The organism is Microbispora sp. H10670, from assembly GCF_014161385.1.
GTDB classification, from domain to species: Bacteria; Actinomycetota; Actinomycetes; order Streptosporangiales; family Streptosporangiaceae; genus Microbispora; species Microbispora triticiradicis.
Map to the genome: position 1 here is coordinate 210995 of NZ_JABBWW010000003.1, position 22549 is coordinate 233543.

20 protein-coding genes are annotated in these 22549 nt (G+C 72.4%); 10 read left to right on the forward strand and 10 right to left on the reverse strand.

The window, feature by feature from the left end; translation table 11 throughout:
* Positions 1–111: 111 nt before the first annotated feature.
* The 4 genes from HHX33_RS06655 (at position 112) to HHX33_RS06670 (ending at position 6206) form a co-directional block, all read left to right on the forward strand.
* Positions 112–834 carry a hypothetical protein gene (locus tag HHX33_RS06655; protein ID WP_182873818.1) on the forward strand — a complete coding sequence of 241 codons (723 nt, stop codon included), beginning with the start codon at positions 112–114 and terminating at the stop codon, positions 832–834.
* A gap of 125 nt (positions 835–959) precedes the next feature.
* The gene (locus HHX33_RS06660) at positions 960–2063 is read left to right on the forward strand and encodes a DUF559 domain-containing protein (protein WP_182873819.1); all 1104 of its coding nucleotides are present in this window, start codon (positions 960–962) and stop codon (positions 2061–2063) included.
* Complete coding sequence (locus tag HHX33_RS06665; protein WP_182873820.1) at positions 2056–2769, forward strand: hypothetical protein; 714 nt, start codon at positions 2056–2058, stop codon at positions 2767–2769. The genes HHX33_RS06660 and HHX33_RS06665 overlap by 8 nt, the downstream gene beginning before the upstream one ends.
* A complete protein-coding gene (locus tag HHX33_RS06670) occupies positions 2766–6206 on the forward strand; it encodes a helicase HerA domain-containing protein (RefSeq protein ID WP_259402218.1) in 3441 nt (1146 codons plus the stop codon). The genes HHX33_RS06665 and HHX33_RS06670 overlap by 4 nt, the downstream gene beginning before the upstream one ends.
* A gap of 72 nt (positions 6207–6278) precedes the next feature.
* Here HHX33_RS06670 and HHX33_RS06675 read toward each other — a convergent pair whose 3' ends face one another.
* Together HHX33_RS06675 and HHX33_RS06680 are read right to left on the reverse strand one after the other, a co-directional pair.
* Complete coding sequence (locus tag HHX33_RS06675; protein ID WP_182873821.1) at positions 6279–6941, reverse strand: TetR/AcrR family transcriptional regulator; 663 nt, start codon at positions 6939–6941, stop codon at positions 6279–6281.
* Between the two features lie 40 nt (positions 6942–6981).
* Positions 6982–7629, reverse strand: a complete 648-nt coding sequence (locus HHX33_RS06680) for a TetR/AcrR family transcriptional regulator (protein ID WP_182873822.1) — start codon at positions 7627–7629, stop codon at positions 6982–6984.
* Positions 7630–7718: 89 nt separating this feature from the next.
* Between HHX33_RS06680 and HHX33_RS06685 the strand changes: the two genes are divergently transcribed.
* Complete coding sequence (locus HHX33_RS06685; protein WP_182873823.1) at positions 7719–9191, forward strand: MDR family MFS transporter; 1473 nt, start codon at positions 7719–7721, stop codon at positions 9189–9191.
* 134 nt (positions 9192–9325) lie between these two features.
* The gene (locus HHX33_RS06690; RefSeq protein WP_182873824.1) at positions 9326–10354 is read left to right on the forward strand and encodes an aldo/keto reductase; all 1029 of its coding nucleotides are present in this window, start codon (positions 9326–9328) and stop codon (positions 10352–10354) included.
* Between the two features lie 10 nt (positions 10355–10364).
* On the opposite strand, the gene HHX33_RS06695 is transcribed toward HHX33_RS06690, so the two are convergent.
* Together HHX33_RS06695 and HHX33_RS06700 are read right to left on the reverse strand one after the other, a co-directional pair.
* Entirely contained in the window at positions 10365–11102 is a 738-nt protein-coding gene (locus HHX33_RS06695) for a hypothetical protein (protein WP_182873825.1), read from the reverse strand.
* 1 nt (position 11103) lies between these two features.
* Positions 11104–11871: a DUF4239 domain-containing protein gene (locus HHX33_RS06700; protein WP_182873826.1), complete on the reverse strand. Its 768-nt coding sequence runs from the start codon at positions 11869–11871 to the stop codon at positions 11104–11106.
* 294 nt (positions 11872–12165) lie between these two features.
* Between HHX33_RS06700 and HHX33_RS06705 the strand changes: the two genes are divergently transcribed.
* From HHX33_RS06705 to HHX33_RS06715, 3 genes are all read left to right on the forward strand, one after another.
* Complete coding sequence (locus tag HHX33_RS06705) at positions 12166–14613, forward strand: M14 family zinc carboxypeptidase (protein ID WP_182873827.1); 2448 nt, start codon at positions 12166–12168, stop codon at positions 14611–14613.
* 209 nt (positions 14614–14822) lie between these two features.
* On the forward strand, positions 14823–15167 hold the full coding sequence (locus tag HHX33_RS06710; RefSeq protein ID WP_111697282.1) for an SPW repeat domain-containing protein: 345 nt from the start codon (positions 14823–14825) through the stop codon (positions 15165–15167).
* A 111-nt stretch (positions 15168–15278) separates the two neighbouring features.
* On the forward strand, positions 15279–15989 hold the full coding sequence (locus HHX33_RS06715) for a Mut7-C RNAse domain-containing protein (RefSeq protein ID WP_182873828.1): 711 nt from the start codon (positions 15279–15281) through the stop codon (positions 15987–15989).
* A 28-nt stretch (positions 15990–16017) separates the two neighbouring features.
* Here HHX33_RS06715 and HHX33_RS06720 read toward each other — a convergent pair whose 3' ends face one another.
* Positions 16018–16671: an HNH endonuclease family protein gene (locus HHX33_RS06720; RefSeq protein WP_182873829.1), complete on the reverse strand. Its 654-nt coding sequence runs from the start codon at positions 16669–16671 to the stop codon at positions 16018–16020.
* Positions 16672–16945: 274 nt separating this feature from the next.
* Here HHX33_RS06720 and HHX33_RS06725 point away from each other — a divergent pair, with 274 nt between their 5' ends.
* Complete coding sequence (locus HHX33_RS06725; protein ID WP_259402220.1) at positions 16946–17944, forward strand: helix-turn-helix domain-containing protein; 999 nt, start codon at positions 16946–16948, stop codon at positions 17942–17944.
* A 36-nt stretch (positions 17945–17980) separates the two neighbouring features.
* On the opposite strand, the gene HHX33_RS06730 is transcribed toward HHX33_RS06725, so the two are convergent.
* From HHX33_RS06730 to HHX33_RS06750, 5 genes are read right to left on the reverse strand one after another with little or no spacing between them, the layout of a single operon-like run.
* Positions 17981–18943 carry a UDP-glucuronic acid decarboxylase family protein gene (locus HHX33_RS06730; protein ID WP_182873831.1) on the reverse strand — a complete coding sequence of 321 codons (963 nt, stop codon included), beginning with the start codon at positions 18941–18943 and terminating at the stop codon, positions 17981–17983.
* Positions 18940–19887: a glycosyltransferase family 9 protein gene (locus HHX33_RS06735; protein ID WP_182873832.1), complete on the reverse strand. Its 948-nt coding sequence runs from the start codon at positions 19885–19887 to the stop codon at positions 18940–18942. Before HHX33_RS06735 ends, HHX33_RS06730 begins: the two co-directional genes overlap by 4 nt.
* A complete protein-coding gene (locus HHX33_RS06740; protein ID WP_182873833.1) occupies positions 19878–20558 on the reverse strand; it encodes an SDR family oxidoreductase in 681 nt (226 codons plus the stop codon). The genes HHX33_RS06735 and HHX33_RS06740 overlap by 10 nt, the downstream gene beginning before the upstream one ends.
* 43 nt (positions 20559–20601) lie before the next feature.
* Positions 20602–21999, reverse strand: a complete 1398-nt coding sequence (rfaE2, locus tag HHX33_RS06745) for a D-glycero-beta-D-manno-heptose 1-phosphate adenylyltransferase (protein WP_182873834.1) — start codon at positions 21997–21999, stop codon at positions 20602–20604.
* Entirely contained in the window at positions 21996–22547 is a 552-nt protein-coding gene (locus HHX33_RS06750) for a D-sedoheptulose-7-phosphate isomerase (protein WP_182873835.1), read from the reverse strand. Before HHX33_RS06750 ends, rfaE2 begins: the two co-directional genes overlap by 4 nt.
* Positions 22548–22549 lie beyond the last annotated feature (2 nt).

The following is a 22549-nucleotide window of genomic DNA, read 5'->3' on the forward strand; positions in this document are numbered from 1 at the left end:
ACCCCTCCTCACTGAGCGGTCCTACTCAGACGATCCGGGTGATCATGCTCATGTCCGGGCCGCGGTCCGGCGGCGACACTGGTGCCCGGAACACCTGAGGGAAGGGCCGTCGTGAGCAGAAGCGGAATCGTCTTTCTGACGATCATTTCGACGATCGCCGGGATCGTCCTGGTCTACGTGGTGGACGTCCCGCTGCCGGTGGTCGTCTCCCTCGGATTCGGGGCGCTGTGCCTGATCTGGCTGATCGTGCTCCTGACGCTTCCGTGGAACGTGTACTTCCAGGCCCACGCGCTGATCCACGAGATCCGGGTCAGCCGCGAGCGCGGGATGACGATCCCACCGGAACGGGAGGCCGAGGCCCGCCGCATCGCGGTCCGCATGCGCCGGGCCGCCGTCGCCGCTCACCTGGTGTCGGCCGCCCTCCTCGCGGCGATCACGTACTTCTCCGGTGAGACGGTCGGCTACTACTTCGCGGTCTTCTACCTGCTCGCCACGTTCCTCCGGCCGGCGGGCGCCTGGTTCGCCCACCTGCGCGGCCGGATGACCACGATGCTGGAGGAGGTCCGCTACCCCCGCGAGGACGCCGTCGCGCTGGCCGAGCGCGTCGCGGCGCTGGAGGCCCGGGCCACCGAACTGACCGAGCGCCTCGACGCCCTCGTCCCGGAGACGCGCGCCGGGTTGCAGGCGGCCACGGCGCGCGCCGACGACCTCGATCGCCGCCTCGACGCGGTGGGCAGGAAGTTCGAGGACTCTCTCAGCCGTCTCACCGACAACCAGGAGGTCCTGTCGGGCATCAAGGCGTTCCTCCGCCTGATCAGGTCCGAGACCGCCTGATCCGCCGTACCGGCCTCGGCCTTTATCAGGAAATTCCGGATCTCATGCACGACCCTGCCGCCGCCGGATAACCTCTGCCGGGTCAAGATTGTCGGATCTTCAACCAAGCAGGTGGGGACGGCGTGATGGCGCGGTCGTGGAACGATCTTCCCGTCGGCCGGGTCGTGCACGTCGGCGAGGACGCCGGGGCGGTCGCCCTCGCGCTGGAACCCCTCCCCGACGACGCGCCCGCGCTGGTCGCCTACGCTCCCCGCCCCGCCCGGACCCCCGCGGACCTCGTCGCCGACGTGCTGGGCGAGCTGGAGACCGCGGCGGTGGCGATGTTCCCCGCCTGGCTGCCGGACGCGGACGGCATCACCGGGGCCGGTGGCGCGGCCGTCCCCGCCGTACGGGCGCTCGCCCTGCGCACGGCCTCGACCACCCGGCACTTCGCCCCCTTCCTCGCCCACCTCGCCGAGCGGGCCCTGCGTGAGCGGGCCGGCGCGAGCGGGGTCACGGCCGGTGACCGTACGGCGGGCCGGACCGGGCCCTTCCCGCCCGAGGTCCGCGCCGCGGGGCTGGCCCGGGTGCTCCGCGACGGCTACCGGCGTCCGGAGGCGGCGATCCTCGTGCGGCCTCCCTCCGGGCTCTCCCCCGCCGCGGAGGAGGTGCTGGTGACGGGATGCGAATGGCTCGCCCAGCACGGCCGGTTCGGCGTCTGGCTCACCGGGCCGCCCCTGCGGGCGGTCGATCGCGTCGAGAGCATGACCGCCCCGATCCCGGACGAGGTGGCGGCCCTCTCCCGTGAACTGGCCGGCTCCGGTTTTTCCGATGGCCCGGCGGACGGCCAACCGCTGCCGGTGCTCGCCTATCCGCCCATCGCCGGGCTGCCGCACCCCGGCAGCGCCGCCGAGAAGAGCCTGGAGACCGCGCTGACCTCCTGCGCATGGGCGGCGGGACGGGCCTGGAACCAGACCCACAGGTCGAGCCCGCTCACCACTCCCATCAGGGTCGACCTGCTGTTCCGCGCGGAACGGTGCGTCGTCGAGATCGACGGCCCCGAGCACCGCGAGGCGCTCAGGCTCGCCGCCGACCGGCAGCGCGACCGGCGCCTGCGCGAGGACGGCTACGCCGTACGCCGCTTCACCAACGACCAGGTCCTCGGCCACGTCGGCACCGTCTTGGCCGAGATCGAGCATTTCCTCCACACCCGCCGCAATGGAACGTTCGAAGGATCCCCCCATGCCTGACAAACCCTTGTCCTTCTCCGCGACCTGCGCCCTCCTGATCCTGATGGCCGAGGATCGGGAGATCTCCAATCCCGAGCTCAAGGAGAATTACGGCGTCACCATCACCGGCAAGGAGCGGACCGCCCTCAACGCCGGCGGATACGTGGACAGCCGGAGGCAGGGGCGCTCCTACAGCCACGTGCTGACCGACAAGGGCTGGCACCACGCGTCGGAGCTCTTCCGGGACGGCGTCGGCGCCCCGGGCACCGGTTTCGCCGCCGCTGCGGTCAGGGCGCTGGTGGCGGGCATCCAGCGGCACGTCAGCCGCAGCGAGAGCAGCCTCGCCGACGTCTTCGGCCGGCAGGACCCCGCCGCGACGCCCCCCACGGGAGTCGAGGAGACAAGCACCGCCCGGGAAAAAACGGTTTCGAGAGCCTCGGACGCGAGCGCAGCCACCTTCCTCTCCGATGACGTCGAGACGTCGATCCGGAAGGCGTACGCGCAGCTCGCCGACGGGCCGAACGCCTGGGTGAGCCTGACCCGGCTGCGCCCGCTGCTGGGCGATGCCCCGAGAGACGAGGTCGACGCCACCCTCCGCCGGATGATCGCCCAGCCCGACGTGCACATCGTCCCGTGGGAGAACCAGAAGACCCTCACCCAGGCAGACCGCGACGCGGCGGTGATCATCGGCGACCAGCCCAAGCACCGCATTCTGATCGGAGCATGATGACCGGCAGGGAACTGGACGCCCTGGCGGCGCTGAGGTTCGACTACGCCAAGGTCCCCGACGACGTGTGGCGACCGCTGCCGTTCCACGTCGGGGCTCTCCACCAGCGGACCGCCAAGGCGATCCTCAACGGCTTCATCGAGGCCGAGGAGAGCGCCGACGCGAGCCCCATCGGCCTCGTGATACAGGGCCAGAGAGGCGCGGGCAAAACGCACCTGCTCGGCTGGGCCCGGCAGGCGGTGCACGAGGAGGACGGCTACTTCTTCCTGGTCAGCCTGCTGGACGCCAGGAGCTTCTGGGAGAGCGTGCTGCTCTCCATGCTGGACAGCCTCTCCCGGCCCATGCCAGGGGCGGGAACCCAGCTCAAGGAACTCCTGTGGCGGCTCTGCCTGCTGGCCGAGGTGCCGTCCGACGCCCGGCAGTCCGTGATCGGCGAGGCGTCGCTCTCCCGGCAGGACCTGGACGTCTTCGTGCACGCTCTTCGCCGGTACGACCGACACGTCGGCCGTGACGCCCAGGACGTAGCGAGGGCGCTCGTCCTGCGCGCGTCCATCGACCTGTCCGCGCAGGACGTCGGCGACGCCTACCTCGCGTGCGCAGCGGAAGGAGAACCGGGCGAACGGGCAGGCTGGGGCTTCACCACGATCGGAAAGTCCCCGCAGGAGATTGTCAGCGACCTGTCCCACCTGGTGGCGTTGACTGGGCCTTCCATCATCGCGATCGATCAGATCGATGTCATGCTCGCGCAGTCGTCCATGTCTCTCGCGAACGACCTCAAGGAGTCGTGGCAACAGGCATTGGCCCTCGAACGTGTCGCGGGCGGCCTCCTGATGCTCCGCGAGGTGACCCGCCGCACGCTGACCGTGCTGTCGTGCCTGCCGGCCACGTGGGATCTCATTCAGACGAAGGCCACTGACACGGTGCAGGACCGCTTCCGGGAGACGATCCGCCTAGGGACGATCCCGGACGCGGAGACCGGGCGGAAGCTGATCGAGAAGCGATTCGCGGCGCAGTACGCCGCTGCCAACTTCACGCCGCCGTACCCGACATGGCCGGTGAGGCCGGAGGCATTCGAGGAGGCGTACCAGTACACCCCTCGCCAGTTGCTCATCCGGATAGACACGCACGTCCGGTCCTGCATGGCGAGCGGGCAGATCACCGAGTTGAAGCGGCTGACCGATCCCGATCAGATCCCTCCGATCATCATCGTTCCGGACCCGGGCCCCGACCTCACGGCGCTCGACAGGCGATTCGCGGAGTTGCGGGAGCGGGCGGACGTGGCGGGGGCGCTGGACCCGGTCACGGAGGACGCCGTGATGCCCGGGCTGCTCTCGGCCGGGCTGCAGGCGTGGATCGCCGAGCAGGGTGAGACGGGACGTGTGTTCAGCCAGGACCCGTCGCCGAGTTCCAAGCCGCCCCTGCACGCCCGCCTGCGGCGGACACTGGATGAGGCGACCGAGAACGAGGCGCACTGGTGCTTCCGCGCTATTGGAGCGTCTAATCACACCTCCGCGCTCAACCGGCTGCGTTCCGCGTCCACGGCAGCCGGGCTTGACGGGCGGACACCCGCGCGCAGGCTGTTCATCCTCAGAAACCACGGCTGGGCGAAGGGACCGGTCACACAGGAGACGCTGGCCGCTTTCGAGCAGGCAGGCGGCCGGTTCCTCCAGATCGTGGAGGACGACCTCAGGATCTTCGCCGCTCTCCGGAACCTTCTCGCCGCCAACCCGCCCGACCTCCAGGCGTGGCTCGTCTCCCGCAGACCGACGAGCGAGGTCAAGCTGTTCGCCGAGGCGCTGAGCGACGCCGCCGTTCCGCGGGTGTCCGACCCAGGTGCAAGGACGTCCTCGCGGGCGACCCGGTCGCCGGACCAGTCCCGGCGCACCGCCAATCCCGATCGGCGAGTGCTTCAGCCGGCCATCGTGCCGCAGCCGGTTCTACAGCCGGTGCCACAGCCCGCGCCATCGCCGGAGTCCGACGCGCCGTCCCCGGTCTCCGACGGTGCGCCCGCATCGCCCCCTACCGATGATGTGCTGCCCAGCGACGTGGGCAACGGCCCGGCTGCTTCCGATCAGCGGTTCGGGCCTCCGCCGTCCTTTGCCGAGGCACCACCGGCCGAGGTGCCGACTGCGGAGCTGCCTTCCGCGGGGGAACCGGTGGTTCCTCGCCCTCGCAGGCCACTGTCGCCCATTGATGCACTGACGACTCCGTACCTGACGATCGGAGCGGCGAGCTCGGACGACCGGCCGGTGCGGATCGCACTGGACGCCCTGCGGAAGCATGTGGCGATCTTCGCCGGTTCGGGGTCGGGGAAGACCGTCCTGATCCGGCGGCTGGTGGAGGAGTGCGCTCTGCAGGGGGTCTCTTCGGTCGTCCTCGATCCGAACAACGACCTGGCGCGGCTCGGCGACGCGTGGCCCGAGCCGCCCGGCGCGTGGGGCGAGGACGACACGGTCAGGGCCGCCGACTATCTGGCGAACACCGATGTGGTCGTCTGGACGCCCCGCAAGGAGCAGGGACGCCCGTTGAGCTTCCAGCCGCTGCCGGACTTCGCCGGCGTGCTCGACGACCCCGACGAGTTCGGGGAGGCGGTGGACGCCGCCCTCGCCGCGCTCGTGCCCCGGGCCAAGGTCGACGGGAGGACGGCGAGGGCACACCTGGGCCGGGCGGTGCTGCGCGAGGCCGTCGTCCACTACGGACGGCAGGGCGGCACGGCGCTCAACGGGCTCGTCGCCCTGCTCGACGACCTGCCGGACGGCGTGAGCCGCCTCGAGGGCGCGGCCAGGCTCGCGACCGAGATGGCCCAGCACCTGCGAGCCGAGATGATCAGCGATCCCCTGTTCGCGGGGAAGGGGGTTCCGGTCGACCCCGGCCTCCTGCTGACCCCGGCGGAGGGGAAGCGAGCCCGTGTCTCGGTGATCAGCCTCACCGGCCTGACCTCCGACGCCCAGCGGCAGAGCTTCGTCAACCAGCTCCAGATGGCGCTGTTCTCCTGGATCAAGCGCCACCCTGCCGGAGACCGGCCGCTCGGCGGGTTGTTCGTGATGGACGAGGCGCAGACCTTCGCGCCGTCCGGGGCGGCCACCGCCTGCACCCAGAGCACGCTCGCCCTCGCCGCCCAGGCACGCAAGTACGGCCTCGGGCTGGTGTTCGCGACCCAGGCGCCGAAGGGGCTGCACAACCAGATCACGGGCAACGCGGCCACGCAGTTCTTCGGCCTGCTCAACGCGCCGGCGCAGATCACGGCGGCGCGCGAGCTGGCCAAGGCCAAGGGCGGCGACGTCCCGGACGTGTCCCGGCTGCGGTCCGGCCAGTTCTACGCGGCGGTCGAGGGCGGGTCGTTCACCAAGGTCCGTACGCCGCTGTGCCTGAGCCACCACCCCAGCAGCCCGCTCACGGGCGAGGAGGTCGTCACCCGGGCCCGCGGCCGGTCCTGAGGTCTGCAACGGAGCCGGCGCCGCCTTCCCGGGCGGCGCCGGCGCGCACCGATCGGACCCGGCGCGGAGTGGTCACCCCGCCGGGTGCTCCACCAGTGGGGTGACCGGCCGGCCGTAGAGGATGGACGTCCAGGCGTTGGTGAGGACGTCGACGAGCACCTCCTCGTCGTGGAACGGGGGAACCCCGGCCGCGGCGAGGTAGTAGAGCCGTTCGCCCATCCAGGTGAGCGACGCGGCGACGGCGCGCACGTCCAGGTCCCCGAGCCGCCCGCGAACCTGCGGGTCGGACTCGATTCGGGCCGCCGCGGCGTCGGTGAACAGGTTCATCTGCTCCAGCCAGAGGGCTCGCAGGCCCTCGTCCGAGCCCTGGTTCTCCACGATGGCCATGAGGACGCCGGCGTTGTCGCGCCACAGCCGGGCACCGTCCCGTACCCCCGCGCGCATGGCGGCGACGGGGTCCTGCAGCCCTTCGACCCAGGGGCGCGCGGCCTGCTGCCCCTGCGCCACGGCGTCGCGCACCAGTTCGCCGAGCACCGCCTGCCTGCTCGGGAAGTAGAAGTAGAAGCTCGCCCGGGAGACCTCCGCGGCGGTGAGGATGTCGGCGACGCTGAGGGTGTCGAACCGGCGCTCCCGGAGCAGTTCGCGGGTCGCGGACAGGATGCGCTCCCGCAGCCCGGTGGACGCCGGCTCCGCGACCGATCTGCGGGCCGACTCCGCGCCGCGCTTCGAAGGCATGCCCCTCAGAATACGACGAGCTCCAGGGACTCCACGGCGCTCAGGCCGGTGCGGGTGAGACGGTTCCCGCCGGCCCCGGCCCGTCGTGACAGCTGTGGACGAGAGGGAGGAAGATCTCGTCGACGATCGACGTCACGCGTGCGGGCTTCAGGGACTTGAGGTCCATGAGCAGGTCGTGGCGCACCAGGTCGAACGGCATGGCGAGCACCGCGGGAGGGATCCGTTCCAGGTCGATCTCGCCGCGGTCGTGGGCGCGCTGGTAGATGACCCGGACGCGCGAGAGCGGCTGGTCGCCCAGGATCCGTTCGCGTACCTGAGCGGGGGTGAGCCCGGTATCGGCCAGCAGCCCCGAGAAGGCCGCGGCCGCGGCGATGGCGGAGAAGGTGGCGCGGGCCTCGCCCATGCCGGTGAGTGCGGCGAGGAGGTCGCCGCGCAGGGTGCCGGTGTCGGGGAGATCGACCGGGTGGCTGTTCCGGTAGTGCTCGAGCGCGGCGAGCACGAGCTGGTTCTTGTTGGCCCAGCGGCGGTACAGCACGGCGACGCCGGTGCCGGCGCGGGAGGCCACGGACTCCATGGTCAGCTTCGCGAAGCCGGCCTCGAGCAGCTCGTCCCACGCCGCGTCCAGCAGCGCGGCCTCGAGCTCGGGCCCGCGCCGGCGCTGACGAGAGGGCGCGGCGGCAGATGTCACGACTCCATCATAAGAGAGGTTTACATTTCTTAGCAACGCGCCCTAGTCTCTTAAGAGATGGATTTCACTCTTATCTCAGGGGCGAGACGATGACGGAGACCACCGAGGCGAAGCTGTCGCCACAGGTGAAGAACGCGCTGATCGCGCTGGTCGTGGGCGGGATCGCGGCGATCCTCGACTCGACGATGGTGACGCTGGCGATCCACACGCTGGTCGTGAAGCTGCACTCGACCACCGGCACGATCCAGTGGGTCACCACCGGCTTCCTGCTGGCGATGGCCGTCGCGATCCCGGTCACCGGGTGGGCGGAGCGCCGCTGGGGCGGCAGGCGGGTCTGGATGGCCGCGCTGGTGCTGTTCGCGCTCGCCTCGGTGCTGTGCGCGGTGGCGTGGAACGACGCCGCCCTGATCGGCTTCCGGGTGCTGCAGGGCTTCGCCGCCGGGCTGATCTTCCCGTTGATGCAGACGCTCGCGGTGAGAGCCGCGGGCGGGCGGGTCAGCAGCCGGCTGATGGCGGCCGTCAGCCTGCCGGTCGCGCTCGGCCCGATCCTCGGCCCGGTGATCGGCGGCGTGATCCTCAACTGGCTGAGCTGGCGCTGGCTGTTCCTCGTCAACGTCCCCGTGATCTCCGCCGGGCTGCTGCTGGCGTGGCGCTTCCTGCCCGCCGGCCGCCCCGGCCCCTCGGATGAGCGCGGGCGCCTGGACTGGATCGGCCTGGTGCTGCTCGCGCCGGCGCTGGCGGGAATCCTGCTCGGCCTCTCACAACTGTCCGAGAACGGCGGGATCGCCCACGCCGGAGTGCTGGTGCCGCTGCCGGCCGGGCTCGTCCTGCTGGCCGCGTTCGTCGCCTGGGCGTCGCGGCCCGGTGAGCGGGAGCCGATCGTCGACGTACGGCTGCTGCGCGTACGCTCGCTCGGCAGCGCCTCCACGGCCCTGTTCGCCGCGGGCGCGGCGATGTACGCCGGAATGTTCCTGCTCCCGCTCTACTACCAGCAGCTACGCGGTGACAGCGTGCTGGACGCCGGACTGCTGATGATCCCGCAGGGTGCCGGGGCGCTCGTCTCGCGCTTCGTGATCGGCAGGCTGGTCGGCCGGTTCGGGGCGCGCGCCGTGACGATCGCCGCCTTCCTGCTCGCCGCCGTCGCCACCGTCCCGTTCGCGCTCGCCGGGCCGGACACGAGCCCGTGGTGGCTGGGAGCCGTGCTGCTGGTTCGCGGTCTGGGGATCGGGGCGGTGCTGATCCCGCCGATGTCCGTCGCCTACCGGGACATCCGACCGGCGGGCATCCCGCACGCCACCATGAACACCCGCATCGTCCAGCAGGTGGGCGCCTCGTTCGGCACCGCGATCGTGGCCGTCGCGCTGCAGTCGCTCCTCGGCCACGGCGCCACCGGCGCCTTCCAGGGCGCGTTCTGGTGGGCGATCGGCATCACCGCCGCCGCGGTCGTCCCCGCCGTCGCGCTCCCGGCCGACAGGCCGGCGAGCCACGAAGCGGCCGCGAAGCCGGTGCAGGACCACGGGACCCCGAGCGACCGGACGGCCAGTGGCGTCGGCACGCCGTGAGCGGCCATCGAGGGCAGACACTTTGTCCATACAACATGTATAGTCTTGCCCATGACACAGTTATCCGGTCAGCCGCTCGATCCGTGCGGGCACCGCTGGGCACTGGACCAGGACGTCCGGGGATCGGCCACGGCATGAGATACCGAACCCTGGGCGCGAGCGGCCTGCGCGTGTCCGATCTGATCCTCGGCGCGATGACCTTCGGCGAGCAGGGCGGGGTCGGCGCGCCGCCGCAGGAGTGCCGCCGGATGCTCGACCTGTACGCCGAGGCGGGCGGCAACACGATCGACACCGCCGTCAACTACCGCGACGGGGCCAGCGAGGAGATCCTCGGCGAACTGCTCGAAGGCCGACGCGAGTCGTTCGTCCTCGGCACGAAGTACACCGTCTCGCGGGACCGCGCCGACCCGAACGCCGCGGGGAACCACCGCAAGAACCTGAGGGCCTCGCTGGAGACCAGCCTGCGCCGGTTGCGTACGGACTACCTCGATCTCTACTGGGTGCACATGTGGGACCGCGACACCCCGATCGAGGAGACGATGCGCGCCCTGGACGACGCCGTCCAGGCCGGCAAGGTGCTGTACGTGGGGATCTCCGACGCCCCCGCCTGGGTCGTGGCCCGTGCCAACACCCTCGCCGAGTGGCGCGGGTGGAGTCCCTTCATCGGCCTGCAGGTGCCGTACAGCCTGCTGCAGCGCGACATCGAGAGGGAGCTGCTGCCCATGGCCGAGTCTCTCGGGCTCGGCGTCACGGCGTGGAGCCCGCTCGGGGGCGGCGTGCTGTCCGGCAAGTACACCGGTGCGGACGGGCCCGCGCCCGCCGGACGGCTGGCCGCACAGTCCCTTTCGGACCGCGACCACGCCGTGGCCCAGGCCGTTAGGGATGCCGCCGGCGAACTCAGGGCGACCCCGTCCCAGGTGGCGATCGCGTGGACGATGAGCCGCTCCCCCGCCGTCCATCCGATCGTCGGGGCGCGTTCCGCCGACCAGCTCCGGGACAATCTCGCCTCCGCCGGTCTCGCCCTCCCTCCCGAGATCCGCGAGCGGCTGGAACAGGCCACCGGGTTCACGCTCGGTTTCCCCGGGGACTTCATCGCCCAGACCTCGTCGTGGGTGTTCGGCGCCGCGCTCGCCGATCCCTCTCCCGGCGCGGCCCGGCGCTGACGGCGTACGGCTACCGCACCCGGAACGCGGCGGCCGCGGCGGCGGCGATCGCCACGCACAGGACCACGACGACCGTGAGCGACCCCAGAGGGTCGCGGCGCCGTACGGGCGTCGCGGCGTGCCTGGCCGGCACCCGGTGGACGGGGGACGCCGACGGCGTGGCCACGGGCCGCGGGGTCGCATGGGGACGAGTCGCATGAGGACGGGGTGACGGCGCCACGACGACCGGCGGCCGGGGCACGGCCGGACGCGGGGAGGGGCGCGGCGCCTTCGGCGGGGCCGGCCTGGGCTTCGCGGGCGCCCGCGACGCCGGTGGCGGTGGCGACGCCGGTGGCGGAGGTTGCGGGCTGGGAGGCGTGGGTTGCGGGGCAGGCGGAGGCGGTGGCACGGGTGTCGGCGGCGTGCAGCGGGCCGGGCCTCCGACGCCCACCTCCACGTGCAGGCCGACGATCACGTCCACGTCGACGCAGAGGCCGATCCGCGCCCCCGGCCGGTGCGGGTCGGCAGCCGTGCGGGACGCACCCGCCACGCCGCCCACGACTCCGGACGCGATTCCGGGGCCGACGGCCGTCGCCGTGATTTCCGCCGCCCGCACCGCCCCTCCGGTCTCCGGCCGCCCCGCTGCCGCCGCCTCGGGCGCGGCGAGCGTGTGGCGCTCGGCCCGCGCCTGCCCGGGGAACGCGGCTGACAGCGCGGCGCAGGCGGAGACGGCCGCGACGGCCATGCGCAGGCCCGCCGTCCGGCCCATGTCAGCGGCCCTCGGGGATCCGCTGGAACTCGTGCAGGGCGCTCACGAAGGCGTCCGGCTTGACCGCCAGGCCCCCGCTGAAGGGATGGGCGATGTTCCAGGCCAGGTAGACGCCCACGCCGAGCAGGATCGCCATGGCCGTGACCGGGATGAGCGCGAAGCCCCGGGGTCTCGCCCCGGCCAGGAACGGGAAGACGACGACGAGGACGCCCGTGACGACCGTCAGCAGGAGGACTCCCGGCGGCGGCGCCGTCCCCGCGTCCGCCGCGCGCTGCCGCCGGGCGGCGAACAGGTCCGCCATCCGGTCCAGCACCGCGCTCTTCGCGTCGCGGGCCTCGTCCGTCGTCACCGGCAGTCCCGCCACGTAGGCGCGCAGGGACTCCAGCCGGTCCGTCCCCTCCGGGCCGAGCCGCCCGGCGGCCATCAGCGGCCACTCGTCGTCGACGACGTATCGCGCGTACTCCCGCAGCCCTTCGCGTAACTGAGCGGCGTCGGGGACGGGCAGGGGCGCGGCGGCCCAGTAGGTCTCGACGAGGGCCTGCGTCTCCAGATAGGTGTTCTGCCGCGCCGCGTCGGCCGAGGTCCACGGCACGACGATCGCGATGGCGAACACGAGCAGGAACAGCGAGGAGAGCATCGACCCGGCGTGGCCGGCGGAGGTGCCGCCCGGATCGCGGTCGTCGGTGCCCCGGCCCAGTGTGCGGAAAAGGATGACGGACAGGGCCACCAGGCCGACGGCCGCCACGGCTGCGAGTACGCCCGCGAGCATGACACCTCCAGCAGTTTGACGATTACTTTAGGTAACATGACTAGCACATGAGGTAACCCCAGACCAGCGGTTGCGAATAGAGTTCCGGCTATCGGCACGGCCGTTACCAATGAGGCGCGCGTGCCACAACCCTTAATTTGGCACTAATGCGTCCCATTACGGAAAAATCCCGAAATCGGAGAGTTGGAGCTCCTTGACGAAGTTCCTACACCGACGAAGACTTCCTTCGACCTGCGTGCCCCGGTCCGGCCGACCCCCCTGCCTGGAGGGGCACGCCAGATGGAGGAAAACCCGATGAGGAGCTCCCCCCGCCGCACGCGGCGTTACGCGGCCGTGCTCGCGCTCCCCCTGGCGCTCACCCTGAACGCCCTCCCGGTGCTCGCCGATCCCTCACCCCAGCCGGTGCCGCCCGACCGGGTGTCCGGCACCGCGCAGGACGGCGTCGCGCTGATGCGGGTCGTCGTCGCCGACCAGGCGGCGGTGGACAGGCTGGTCTCCCTGGGCGTCGACCTGGCCGAATACACCAAGCCGGTCGACGGCGGCGTCGAGGTGCACGCCGTGCTCAGCCCCGGCGAGGCGCAGGGCCTGCGCGACCAGGGCTTCGACGTCCGCGACGCGATATCCGACCAGGGCGACTACGCCGCGAACCTCGCCGAGCGGCGGCAGGCCCTCGCCTCCGCCGCCGCCGACGCCGCGGAGACCGACACGCTCACCCCGCTGCGCGCCGAGTGGTTCACCAGCCTGGACGGCCAGAGCTTCCTGTCGGCCGAGGTGAAGTCGAGCGCGACTGACGCGCAGACCGTGCTGACGGCCACCTGGGACAGCGGGCCCGGCACGGCCCCCGGCTCCGGCGGCACGACGACCATGTCCCGCTTCACCGACGCCGGGCAGTACATGTACCACCGGTTCAGCGCGCCCGTCCCCGTGGCGCAGGCCCCCACGAAGGTCACGGTGACCAGCAGCCGGGGCGGCTCGGTCACGGTGCCGGTGACGAAGTGGCTCGGCGAGAGGCGCAAGCCCCCGAGCAAGCACTACGTGTCGGACTTCGTCGACCACTACATGGACCCGACCGAGGTCACCGGCCGCATCACGGGGCTCGCCGAGCAGTTCCCGAAGATCGCGGAGATCGTCGACCTGCCGTACCGGACGAACGGCTACCGGCGGGCGGCCCAGGCGCAGTTCGGCACCGGGACCGGCGCCGCCGCCGCGAGCACCTTCTACGTGAGTTCCAAGGCGTACGGGAGCGAGGGCGGCAACGACGTGAGCGTCGCGCTGGTGAGGCCGGCCACCACCGGAACCCCGCTGTCGGTCGCGGTCACCGGCGGGAACGTGGCGGTCACCCTCGCCACCGACGCCTCCGGGGCGATCGGCAGCACGGCCGCGCAGGTGGTGGCCGCCCTCAACGGCGACGCCACCGCCTCCGCGCTGCTCACCGCCGCCACCTACCGGGGCAACGCCGGGAACGGCCTGGTGGCGGAGGCCCCCGCGACCCGGCTGACCGACGGCCTGCTGGCTCCGGCGACGGTCTCGCGCCGGCCGTTCCAGATGAAGGCCCTGCGGATCGGCAGGCACCGGGACGGCTCGAAGGTCGGGGTCTTCCTCTACTGCCAGGAGCACGCCCGCGAGTGGGTGACCCCCGTGACCTGCGTGGAGACCGCCGAGCGGCTGCTGCGCAACTACAAAGAGGACCCGGCCACCCGCAGGCTCGTCGACGACCTAGACATCTTCGTGATGCCGACGGCCAACCCCGACGGCGGCCACTACTCGATGTACGACTTCAACATGCAGCGGCGCAACATGACCGACCACTGCCCGGTCGCCAACGGAGACCCGGGGCGCCGCAACTCCTGGGGTGTCGACCTCAACCGCAACTTCACCGTCGGCTCGGTGTTCGACGGGTTCAACGGCGCCTCCACGACCTGCACCAGCGACACGTTCGGCGGGCCGTCGGAGCTCTCGGAGCCCGAGACGCGCAACCAGGTGTGGCTCGTCGACACGTTCCCGAACATCAGGTTCGCCATGAACACCCACTCCTACGGCGGTTACTTCATGTGGCCTCCGGGGGCGTACAAGACCGCCGGGCGTGAGACGCTGCCGCGGGCCGACTTCGGCACCGAGAGCTTCTTCTGGAACGCGTCCGGTCACATCCTGTCGGCCGTGCAGGACTGGCGCGGAACGGCGATCTGGCCGGGGCGCACCGGCCCGGTGGTCGACGTGCTCTACTCGGCGGCGGGCAACAGCGCCGACGAGCACTGGTACAACCGCGGCATCATCGGCTGGGACTTCGAGGTCGGCGCGGACGTCTACGACCAGGCCACCAAGCAGTACCGCGCGGTCGGCTTCCAGCCGCCGTTCGAGGAGGGCCACGAGGAGGCGATGGAGTTCGCGGGCGGCCAGATCGCCATCCTGGAGGTGGCGCGGGAGTACGGGGAGGACCACCACCGGCCGGACTCCCGGCTCAAGGAGCTCGCGAAGGACGACACCTCGGTGACGTTCACGTTCACGACCGACGAGCCGGCGAACGTCTACTACACGCTCGACGGCGGCCGCCCGACGCCGAACTCGCCCAAGCTGGCCGCGGCCGGCATTCGCGAGGGCGCGCAGAGGATCACGGTGAACCAGACCACGGAGGTCCACTGGTTCGCCGTCGACATCGCCGGCAACGTCGAGAAGAACTACAAGCCGGACGGCGCCGGCGACAACTACAACAAGGAGACCGTCAAGGTCAGGGGCAGGCGCTGACCGGTACGTGAAGGTGGCCGCAGGCCCGGGACTCCCCGGGCCGGCGGCCGTCGCCGTACAGGGGGAGTTTTCGGCGCGGAGTCCGCGACCCGCGCGTTCAGTGCGTTGTCACTCAGGGTTAGGAAATCCTGACGTAACGGGTTGTTGACCGGGCGGTCAATCAGACGGAGTGTCGGAGCACAGCCAATCTCTCCCGTACGGAGGCACGGATGGATCTCACGAGATCGTTGTCCGACGTCGTCGCCCTCCTCGCCGGACTGGTCGCGGTGGTCGCGCCGTTCTTCTGGGCCGACGCCCAGGCCGCGACGCAACCCCTGCTCGTCCTCGGCGCGCTCCTCGTCGTCTCCGCCCTGTGGTCCATCCTGGGCGCGGGCGGCGCGAGCTCCTGGGTGACCGCGGCGTTCGGCGCCCTGCTGTTCGTCTCGCCCTGGGCGTTCGGTTTCGACGGCGACGCCGCCTCGGCGTGGACCGCCTGGATCACCGGCGCCGTCACCGTCGTCGTCGGCCTGCTGACCGTCCTCCAGGTCCGCGGCCGGACGACCGTCGCCGCCTGAGCCCCTGCCCACCCTCTGTACGGCCCCGCTGCCGCCCTCCCCCCGGCGGACGGCAGCGGGGCCCTTCGTCCGCGACCCGGCGGCCCGCATGCTGAGGGGCATGCTGGGAGCATGGACCTGTCCGTACGCTTCTCGCCTGATCTGTGGCTCTTCCTCGCGCCGCGCAACCGGCGGCCCGAGGTGTGCCTGCCCTACGACGGGACCTCCTCGCTCGGGCACGTGATCGAGTCGGCCGGGGTGCCGCTGACCGAGGTCGGCGGGCTGACCGCGGCGGAGCGCCCAGTCGGCCCGTCGTACCGGCCCCGCCCGGGTGAGGTCGTGGACGTCCGGCCGGTACGCAGGCCGCAGGTGATCCCGGAGATCCGGTTCCTCCTCGACGTCCATCTCGGCACGCTGGCCCGCCGTCTCCGCCTGGTCGGCCTGGACACCGCCTACCACAACGACATGGACGACGACGCCCTCATCGAGCAGGCGGGCGCCGAGGAACGGGTGCTGCTCACGCAGGACCGCGGCATCCTGCGCCGCCGGTCGCTGCGGCACGGCGCGTACGTGCGCGGCGCCCGGCCGGACGACCAGTTCCTCGACGTGCTCGACCGGTTCCGGCCGCCGCTGGCGCCGTGGACCCGCTGCACCGCCTGCAACGGAACGCTCGCGCCGGTCGGCAAGGCAGAGGTGGAGGACGCGCTGGAGCCCGGCACCCGGCGCAGCTACGACGCGTTCGCCCGCTGCCTCGCCTGCGGCCGCGTCTACTGGCACGGCGCCCACGGCGACACGCTGTCCGCCATCGTGCGCACCGCCGCCGACGCCGTCTCCCGGCCGTGAAGGCGGTCCGGGAGCGGCGGGAGGGGGGTCAGCGCCGGCAGGTGCGGAGCATGTTGAGTAGGGCCGTCCTCTCCTTCCCGGTCACGGAGAGCCGGTGGTGGTGCTTGACGGCGATCCACGCCGTGGCGTAGCGGCACCAGTGGCTCCGGCGCGGCGGACGCCAGCTCTGCGGGCCCCGGCCTCCCTTGGCCATGTTCACCGAATGGCTCACCACGACCAGCTCGGGCCGGGTGAGGTCGTTGGCGAAAGCCCGGCGACGCGCCTGGCTCCATCGAGCGGCACCGGAGCGCCAGGCGTACGCCAGGGGCACCAGGTGGTCGACGTCGACCTGCTTGACGCTCTTCAGCACCCTGCCGTCGTACGGGCTGTACCAGGCGCCCCTGACGGGGCGGCAGTGCGCGTCCCTGCGCACCCCCCGCCCCTGGCGGACGAGGACCACCTCCCGCGCGTCGCACGCTCCCTTGTGGTGCGCCCACCGGGGCTGGAACCGCCGATGGCTGTATCCGCGGAGCGGCAGCGGCCTGGCGACCTTCAGCTGGGCCAGGAGGCGGCGGGCCGACGCCGCCGCGTGGGAGCTGCCCCCGGCGTCGGCCGTCGCCTGGGGAGCGGCGGCGACCGTGGTGATCGGGACGACCAGAAGGGTGAGTACGGCGGTGTTGAGCGCCCTCGCGGGAAAGATCATGCCTACAGCCTTACCAAACCCACGGGCGCGCCGAAACCCGAAGCGAGCCCGCGCCCCTCGGGTCCGTACGCGCTGACGGCGGTCGCGCGATCGCACTCCAGGCGCTTCCACCTCGGCGGTCCCGGCCTTCGGCGCTTGTTCTCGGATCTGCACCACTAACGAATTTGGTGCACCCGGAATTCGGTATGCGACGTCGATGTGCCGGAGATTGCCGAATTACGTCTTGACGATTTCTGTAAACTTGATGCCGAATTGTGCGCGTCGGGGGGTGCGGATGCACGTTCTGGAGTGGAACACCAGGGACCTGGCCGCTCGGGACCGTTTTCCTTTCTGGCATCAGACGTTGTCGCAGACACTCGTGAGCACATGGCCGGCCTCGGACAGCCCCGCCGACTTCAACGCGTCGGCGCGGCTTTTCGACTTCGGCGCGGTCACGTTGTCGGCGATGAGCCACAGCAGGCTGCAGGTGAGCCGGCCCGCGAAGCTCATCCGGCAGGCGGATCCGGAGGTCTTCCAGCTCCACCTCGTTCTCGCCGGCGACGGTGCGATGACGCAGGCGGGCCGGGAGGCGCGCTTCGCGGTGAATCACCTTCTTCTCATCGACTCGTCCCAGCCGTGGCAGGGATGGCGAGGGGCCGGCCGTGGGCCGGCGGAATCTCTGATCGTCCAGTTCCCGAGATCCTCGCTGGGCCTTCGGTCCGACATGATCGGGCGGCTCGTCGCGGCTCCGTTTCCCGCGCGGGCCGGGATCACCGGTGTCCTGGCCGCGCACCTGAGGCAGCTGACGGAGAACGCCGGCGACCTCACCCGCCAGGACGCGGAGGCGCTGGGCGCCGTCACCCTCGACCTGGTCGCGGCGGCCTGCGCGCACCGGTGCGAGGCCACCCGCGCGCTGGCGCCCGAGTCGCGGCACCAGGCTCTGCTGTCGCTGATCCACCATTTCATCCGGCAGCGGCTCGGCGATCCGGACCTGAACGCGGAGATGATCGCCGCGGCGCACGGGATCTCCGTACGGCACCTGTACAAGATCTTCCAGGAGCAGGGGGTGAGCGTGGCGGGCTGGATTCGCCGGCGCCGCCTTGAGGGGTGCCACCGCGATCTCGCCGACCCCCTGCTGCGAGCACGGCCCATCCAGACCATCGCCGCCCGCTGGGGTTTCAGCGACGCCGCGACCTTCAGCCGCAACTTCCGCGCCGCCTTCGGCATGTCCCCCCGTGATCACCGCCACCGGGCGGCGGACGACGCGTGGCGGGAGGGAACGGGCCTGGACTGAGGCCCCCGCTGGGGCGGGGGCCCGGGACGACGGCGATCAGGAGGCGACGGAGTACGGGGAGTTCAGCTCCTTCTCGAACCAGTCGATGGTGCGGCGCAGGCCGGTGACGGGGTCGACGCGGGGACGCCACCCGAGCCGCTCCTCGGCGAGCGAGGTGTCGGGGCGGCGTACGGCCGGGTCGTCCACCGGCCGGTCGATGAACCGGACCGGCGAGGAGGAGCCCGCGAGGTCCCGGATCGTCTCCGCCAGGTCCGACATCGACATCTCCGCCGGGTTGCCGATGTTCACCGGCCCGGCGAAGTCGCTCGCGGCGAGCGCGAGCACGCCGTCGACCGTGTCGTCCACGTAGCAGATCGACCTCGTCTGGCTGCCGTCGCCGGTCACGGTGATCGGCTCGCCCAGCAGCGCCTGCCGGATGAAGGTGGGAATCGCCCGGCCGTCGTGCGGCCGCATCCGGGGGCCGTAGGTGTTGAAGATCCGCGCGATGGCGGTGTCGACGCCCCGCGAGTCGTGGTAGGCCGTGGTCAGCGCCTCGGCGAAGCGTTTGGCCTCGTCGTACACGCTGCGCGGCCCGACCGGGTTGACGTTGCCCCAGTACGTCTCCTTCTGCGGGTGCTCCAGCGGGTCGCCGTACACCTCGCTGGTGGACGCGAGGACCAGCCGGGCGCTCTTCTCGGCGGCGAGCCCGAGCGCGTGCAGCGTGCCCATGCTGCCGACCTTCAGCGTCTCGATCGGATGACGCAGGTAGTCGGCGGGCGACGCCGCCGACGCGAAGTGGAGCACCAGGTCCACCTGGCCGGGCACGTGGACGAACCCGGTGAGGTCGCACTCCACCAGCCGGAACGCCGGGCGGCCGATCAGGTGCTCGACGTTGCGCGGGGACCCGGTGAGGAAGTTGTCCAGGCAGACGACCGCCGCACCCTTCTCGATCAGGCGTTCGCACAGGTAGGAGCCGAGGAACCCGGCTCCTCCGGTGACCACGACACGGGATCCCTTCACCGCACCTCCACTCCTCGCAACCTTCTGACCGCGTCCAGCACCTCGGCCACTCCGATCTCCAGCAGGCCTTCCGACGGCGTGTCGCCGTGCGGGTCTCCCCGGCGTCCCGCCCACAGCGCGATGTGCGGGCGGCCCGGCGGCGGCCCCCACAGCGCGGGCGGGACCGGGCCGTACAGGATGACCGAGGGCGTGCCGACGGCGGTGGCCAGGTGTGACATGCCGGTGTCGCCGCACACCACCAGCGCCGCGTGCGCCGTGAGCGCCGCGAGCTCGGGCAGGTTCGTACGGCCGGCCAGCACCGACTCCTCCGGCAGCCCGGCGAGGGCCGCGACGTGCCGGGCGAGCGCGATCTCGGTCACCCCGCCCGTGACGACGACCCGGTGGCCCGTCCGGACGAGCTCGGCGGCCACCTGGGCGAAGCGGTCCGGCGGCCACTGCCGGGCCCGGAACGCCGCGCCCGGATGGATGACCACCTCGCCGCCGGGCAGCGGCCCCGGCCCCGGGTCGCCGAGCGCGAGGTCGTCGGGGTCGGCCGCGATGCCGTACCACTCCAGCAGTGCGCACCACCGCTGACGCTCGTGCGTCTCCGCGTTCCACTCCGGGCCGTCCGAGCCGGGGACGGCGGGGTGCGTGTGGGTGAGCAGGCGGCGCGGCCGCGTGCGGCGCAGCGCCTGGATGCTCTCCGGGCCGCTGCCGTGGAGGTTCACCGCGACGTCCGGCGACGCGTACGGCACCGGTCCCGGCCCGGACACGTCGATCAGTTCGTCGACGCCGCCGATCAGCGGGAGCAGCCCGCCGAGGTAGGCGGGGGTGGCGAGCACGAAGCGATGCCCGGGATGCGCCCGCCGCAGCGCCCGCAGCGCGGGCACCGAGGCGAGCAGGTCGCCGAGCCCCAGCCCGCGCAGGGCGAGCAGGACCGGTCTTCCGGGTTCCTCTAGGGCCATGACGTCTCCGTCGAGGCGGCCACGACCAGCTCCCTGACCTCGCAGCCCCGCGGCTGGCCGAGGGCGAACAGGATCGCCGACGCGACGTCCTCCGGCTGGTTCAGCCGTGCGTCGGGGCCGGGCTTGTACTGCTCGGGCCGGTCGTCGAAGAAGTTCGTGTGCATGCCGCCGGGGATCAGCAGGGTCACCCCGACCTGCCCGGCCAGCTCGGCCGCCAGGGCCCGGGTGAAGCCCACCACGCCGAACTTCGAGGCGCAGTAGGCCGTGGCGTCGCTGAGCGCCCGCACGCCGAGCGTGGAGGCGACGGTGACGACTCTGCCCCCGGACTCGCGGAGGAACGGCAGGGCCGCCCGGACCACCGCGGCGGTGCCGAGGAGGTTGACCCCGATCACCCGCTCCCACGTGTCGGCGGCCACGTCCTCCAGCCGTCCGCAGGCGTCGACGCCCGCCGCCGTGACCACGGCGTCGAGTCCGCCCGCCCGCTCGGCGAGCTCGCGTACGGCCCGCTCGGCCTGCTCCCGGTCGGCGAGGTCGGCGCGCACGTGGTCGAACCCGCCGTCCGGCTCGTTGAGGTCGACGACCAGCGGCCGGCCGCCGGCCTTGGCGACCGCCGCCGCGGTGGCCCGGCCGAGGCCGGACGCGCCGCCGGTGATCAGTACGTTTCCCACCATTGGGTTTCCCTTTCGACTGAAGGACCGCTACCCGCGACGGAGGTCACGATGCGGCCCGGGCGGCGGCGATCAGGCCCGTGGTGGAATATCCGGGCACGGTCGGCAGGATGACGACCTCCCCACCGGCCCGGCGCACGGCCTCGGCCTCGGGCATCGACCGCTCGTCGTAGTCGCCCCCCTTCACCCACACGTCCGGGCCCAGCCGCTCGATGACCTGGGACGGCGTGTCCTCGCCGAAGACCGTCACGGCGTCCACGCAGCCCAGCGCGCGCAGCACCTCGACGCGGTCGCGCTCGCTCACCAGCGGCCTGCTCGGGCCCTTGAGCCGCCGGATCGAGTCGTCGGAGTTGACGCAGACCACGAGGGCGTCGCCGAGCGCCCTGGCCCGCCGCAGCAGGCTCACGTGCCCGGCGTGCAGCAGGTCGAAACATCCGCCGGTCGCGATGAGCCGGCCTCCGGAGGCCCGTACGGCGGCGGCCACCTCGAAGGCGGAGGCGCCGGACGGGAACGGCACGGGCGCCTCGGCGGCCGGACGCGGCAGGCGGAGGGCGGCGGCCCCGCCGTCCGCCACGAACCTGGTGGCCTCACCGACCGCGCGGGCGACGGCGTCCTCGGTGGACGCGCCGTCCGCCAGGGCGAGGGCCGCCGCCGCGGCGAAGCGGTCGCCGGCGCCGCAGGCATCCGCGCCGACGGCGACGTGCGGGGCGGGGACCGGCCCGAACCTACCGCCGCGACGGGCCAGCATCGCGCCGCGCTCGCCGAGCGTGATCGCGACGGCCTCGGCGTCGAGATCACGCACGAGCCTGCGGGCCGTGCGCTCCGGCGAGACGTACGGCTCGCCGCACATGCCCCGGGCCTCCGCCTCGCTGGGCGTGACGAGCGCGCAGCCCGGCACGGGCAGCGACCCGCGCGGGTGGGGGTCCCAGACGACCGGCACGTCGAGGCCGCGCAGCAACTCCCGGAGCAGGTCGGCCACGCCGCGCCCGTAGTCGGCCACCAGCACCGCGCCCGCCGAGGCGAAGGCGTCCGCGGCGCGGGCGAAGGCCGAGGCTCCCGTGGATCTCCTGGGGGCCACCTGGCCCGGCCGCCCCATGGCCCGGCCGTCTCCGGTGTCGATCCTGACCAGCGTCTGCCCCCGGGCCCGGACCCGGGTCTTGCGCACGGTCGTGCCGCGCAGCGGGAGCCGTACGATCTCGACCGTGGGCGACAGCAGGTCCTCCAGGCAGCGGCCGGAGGGGTCGTCGCCGACGGCGGTGACCAGCGTCACCGGTGTGCCGTCGCGGGCGGCGAGCAGCGCCGCGAGGCCGGCGCCGCCCGGCCGGTGGTGCTCCGCCTGCCCCTCGACCACGGGGACGGGCGCGTCGGGACACAGCCGGTCGGCCGTGCCCTCGACGTCGACGTCGAGCAGGGAGTCTCCGACGATGACGAGTGGTGCGCTCACGCGACGGCCTTCTCAATCACGTCACACAGCATGTGGATCACCGTGAGATGCACCTCCTGGATGGTCGCGGTGTCGTCGGCGGGCACCGTCAGGGCCTCGTCGCACAGGTCGGCCAGCGGGTTCGGCCCGGGGCCGGTCAGCGCCCAGGTGGTCAGGCCGCACTCGCGGCCGGCCTCGGCCGCCTCGGTCACGTTGGCGCTCGTCCCGCTGGTGGACAGGCAGATCAGCACGTCGCCGGGGCGGCCGTGCGCCCGCACCTGCCGCGCGTACAGCTCCTTCAGGCCGAAGTCGTTGCCGATGGCGGTCAGCGACGAGGTGTCGCCGTGCAGCGGGATCGCGGCGTACGGCCTCCGGTCGGCGCGGTAGCGCCCGACCAGCTCGGCGGTCAGGTGCTGCGCCTCGGCGGCCGAGCCGCCGTTGCCGCACGCGAGCAGCCGTCCGCCGCCGCTCAGCACGGCGGCGAGCTTGTAACCCCAGGCGTGGATCTTGGGTGTCTCCGGGTCGACCGCCGTCAGTGCGGTGCTCAGCCGGGCCAGGTGAGGATGCATCG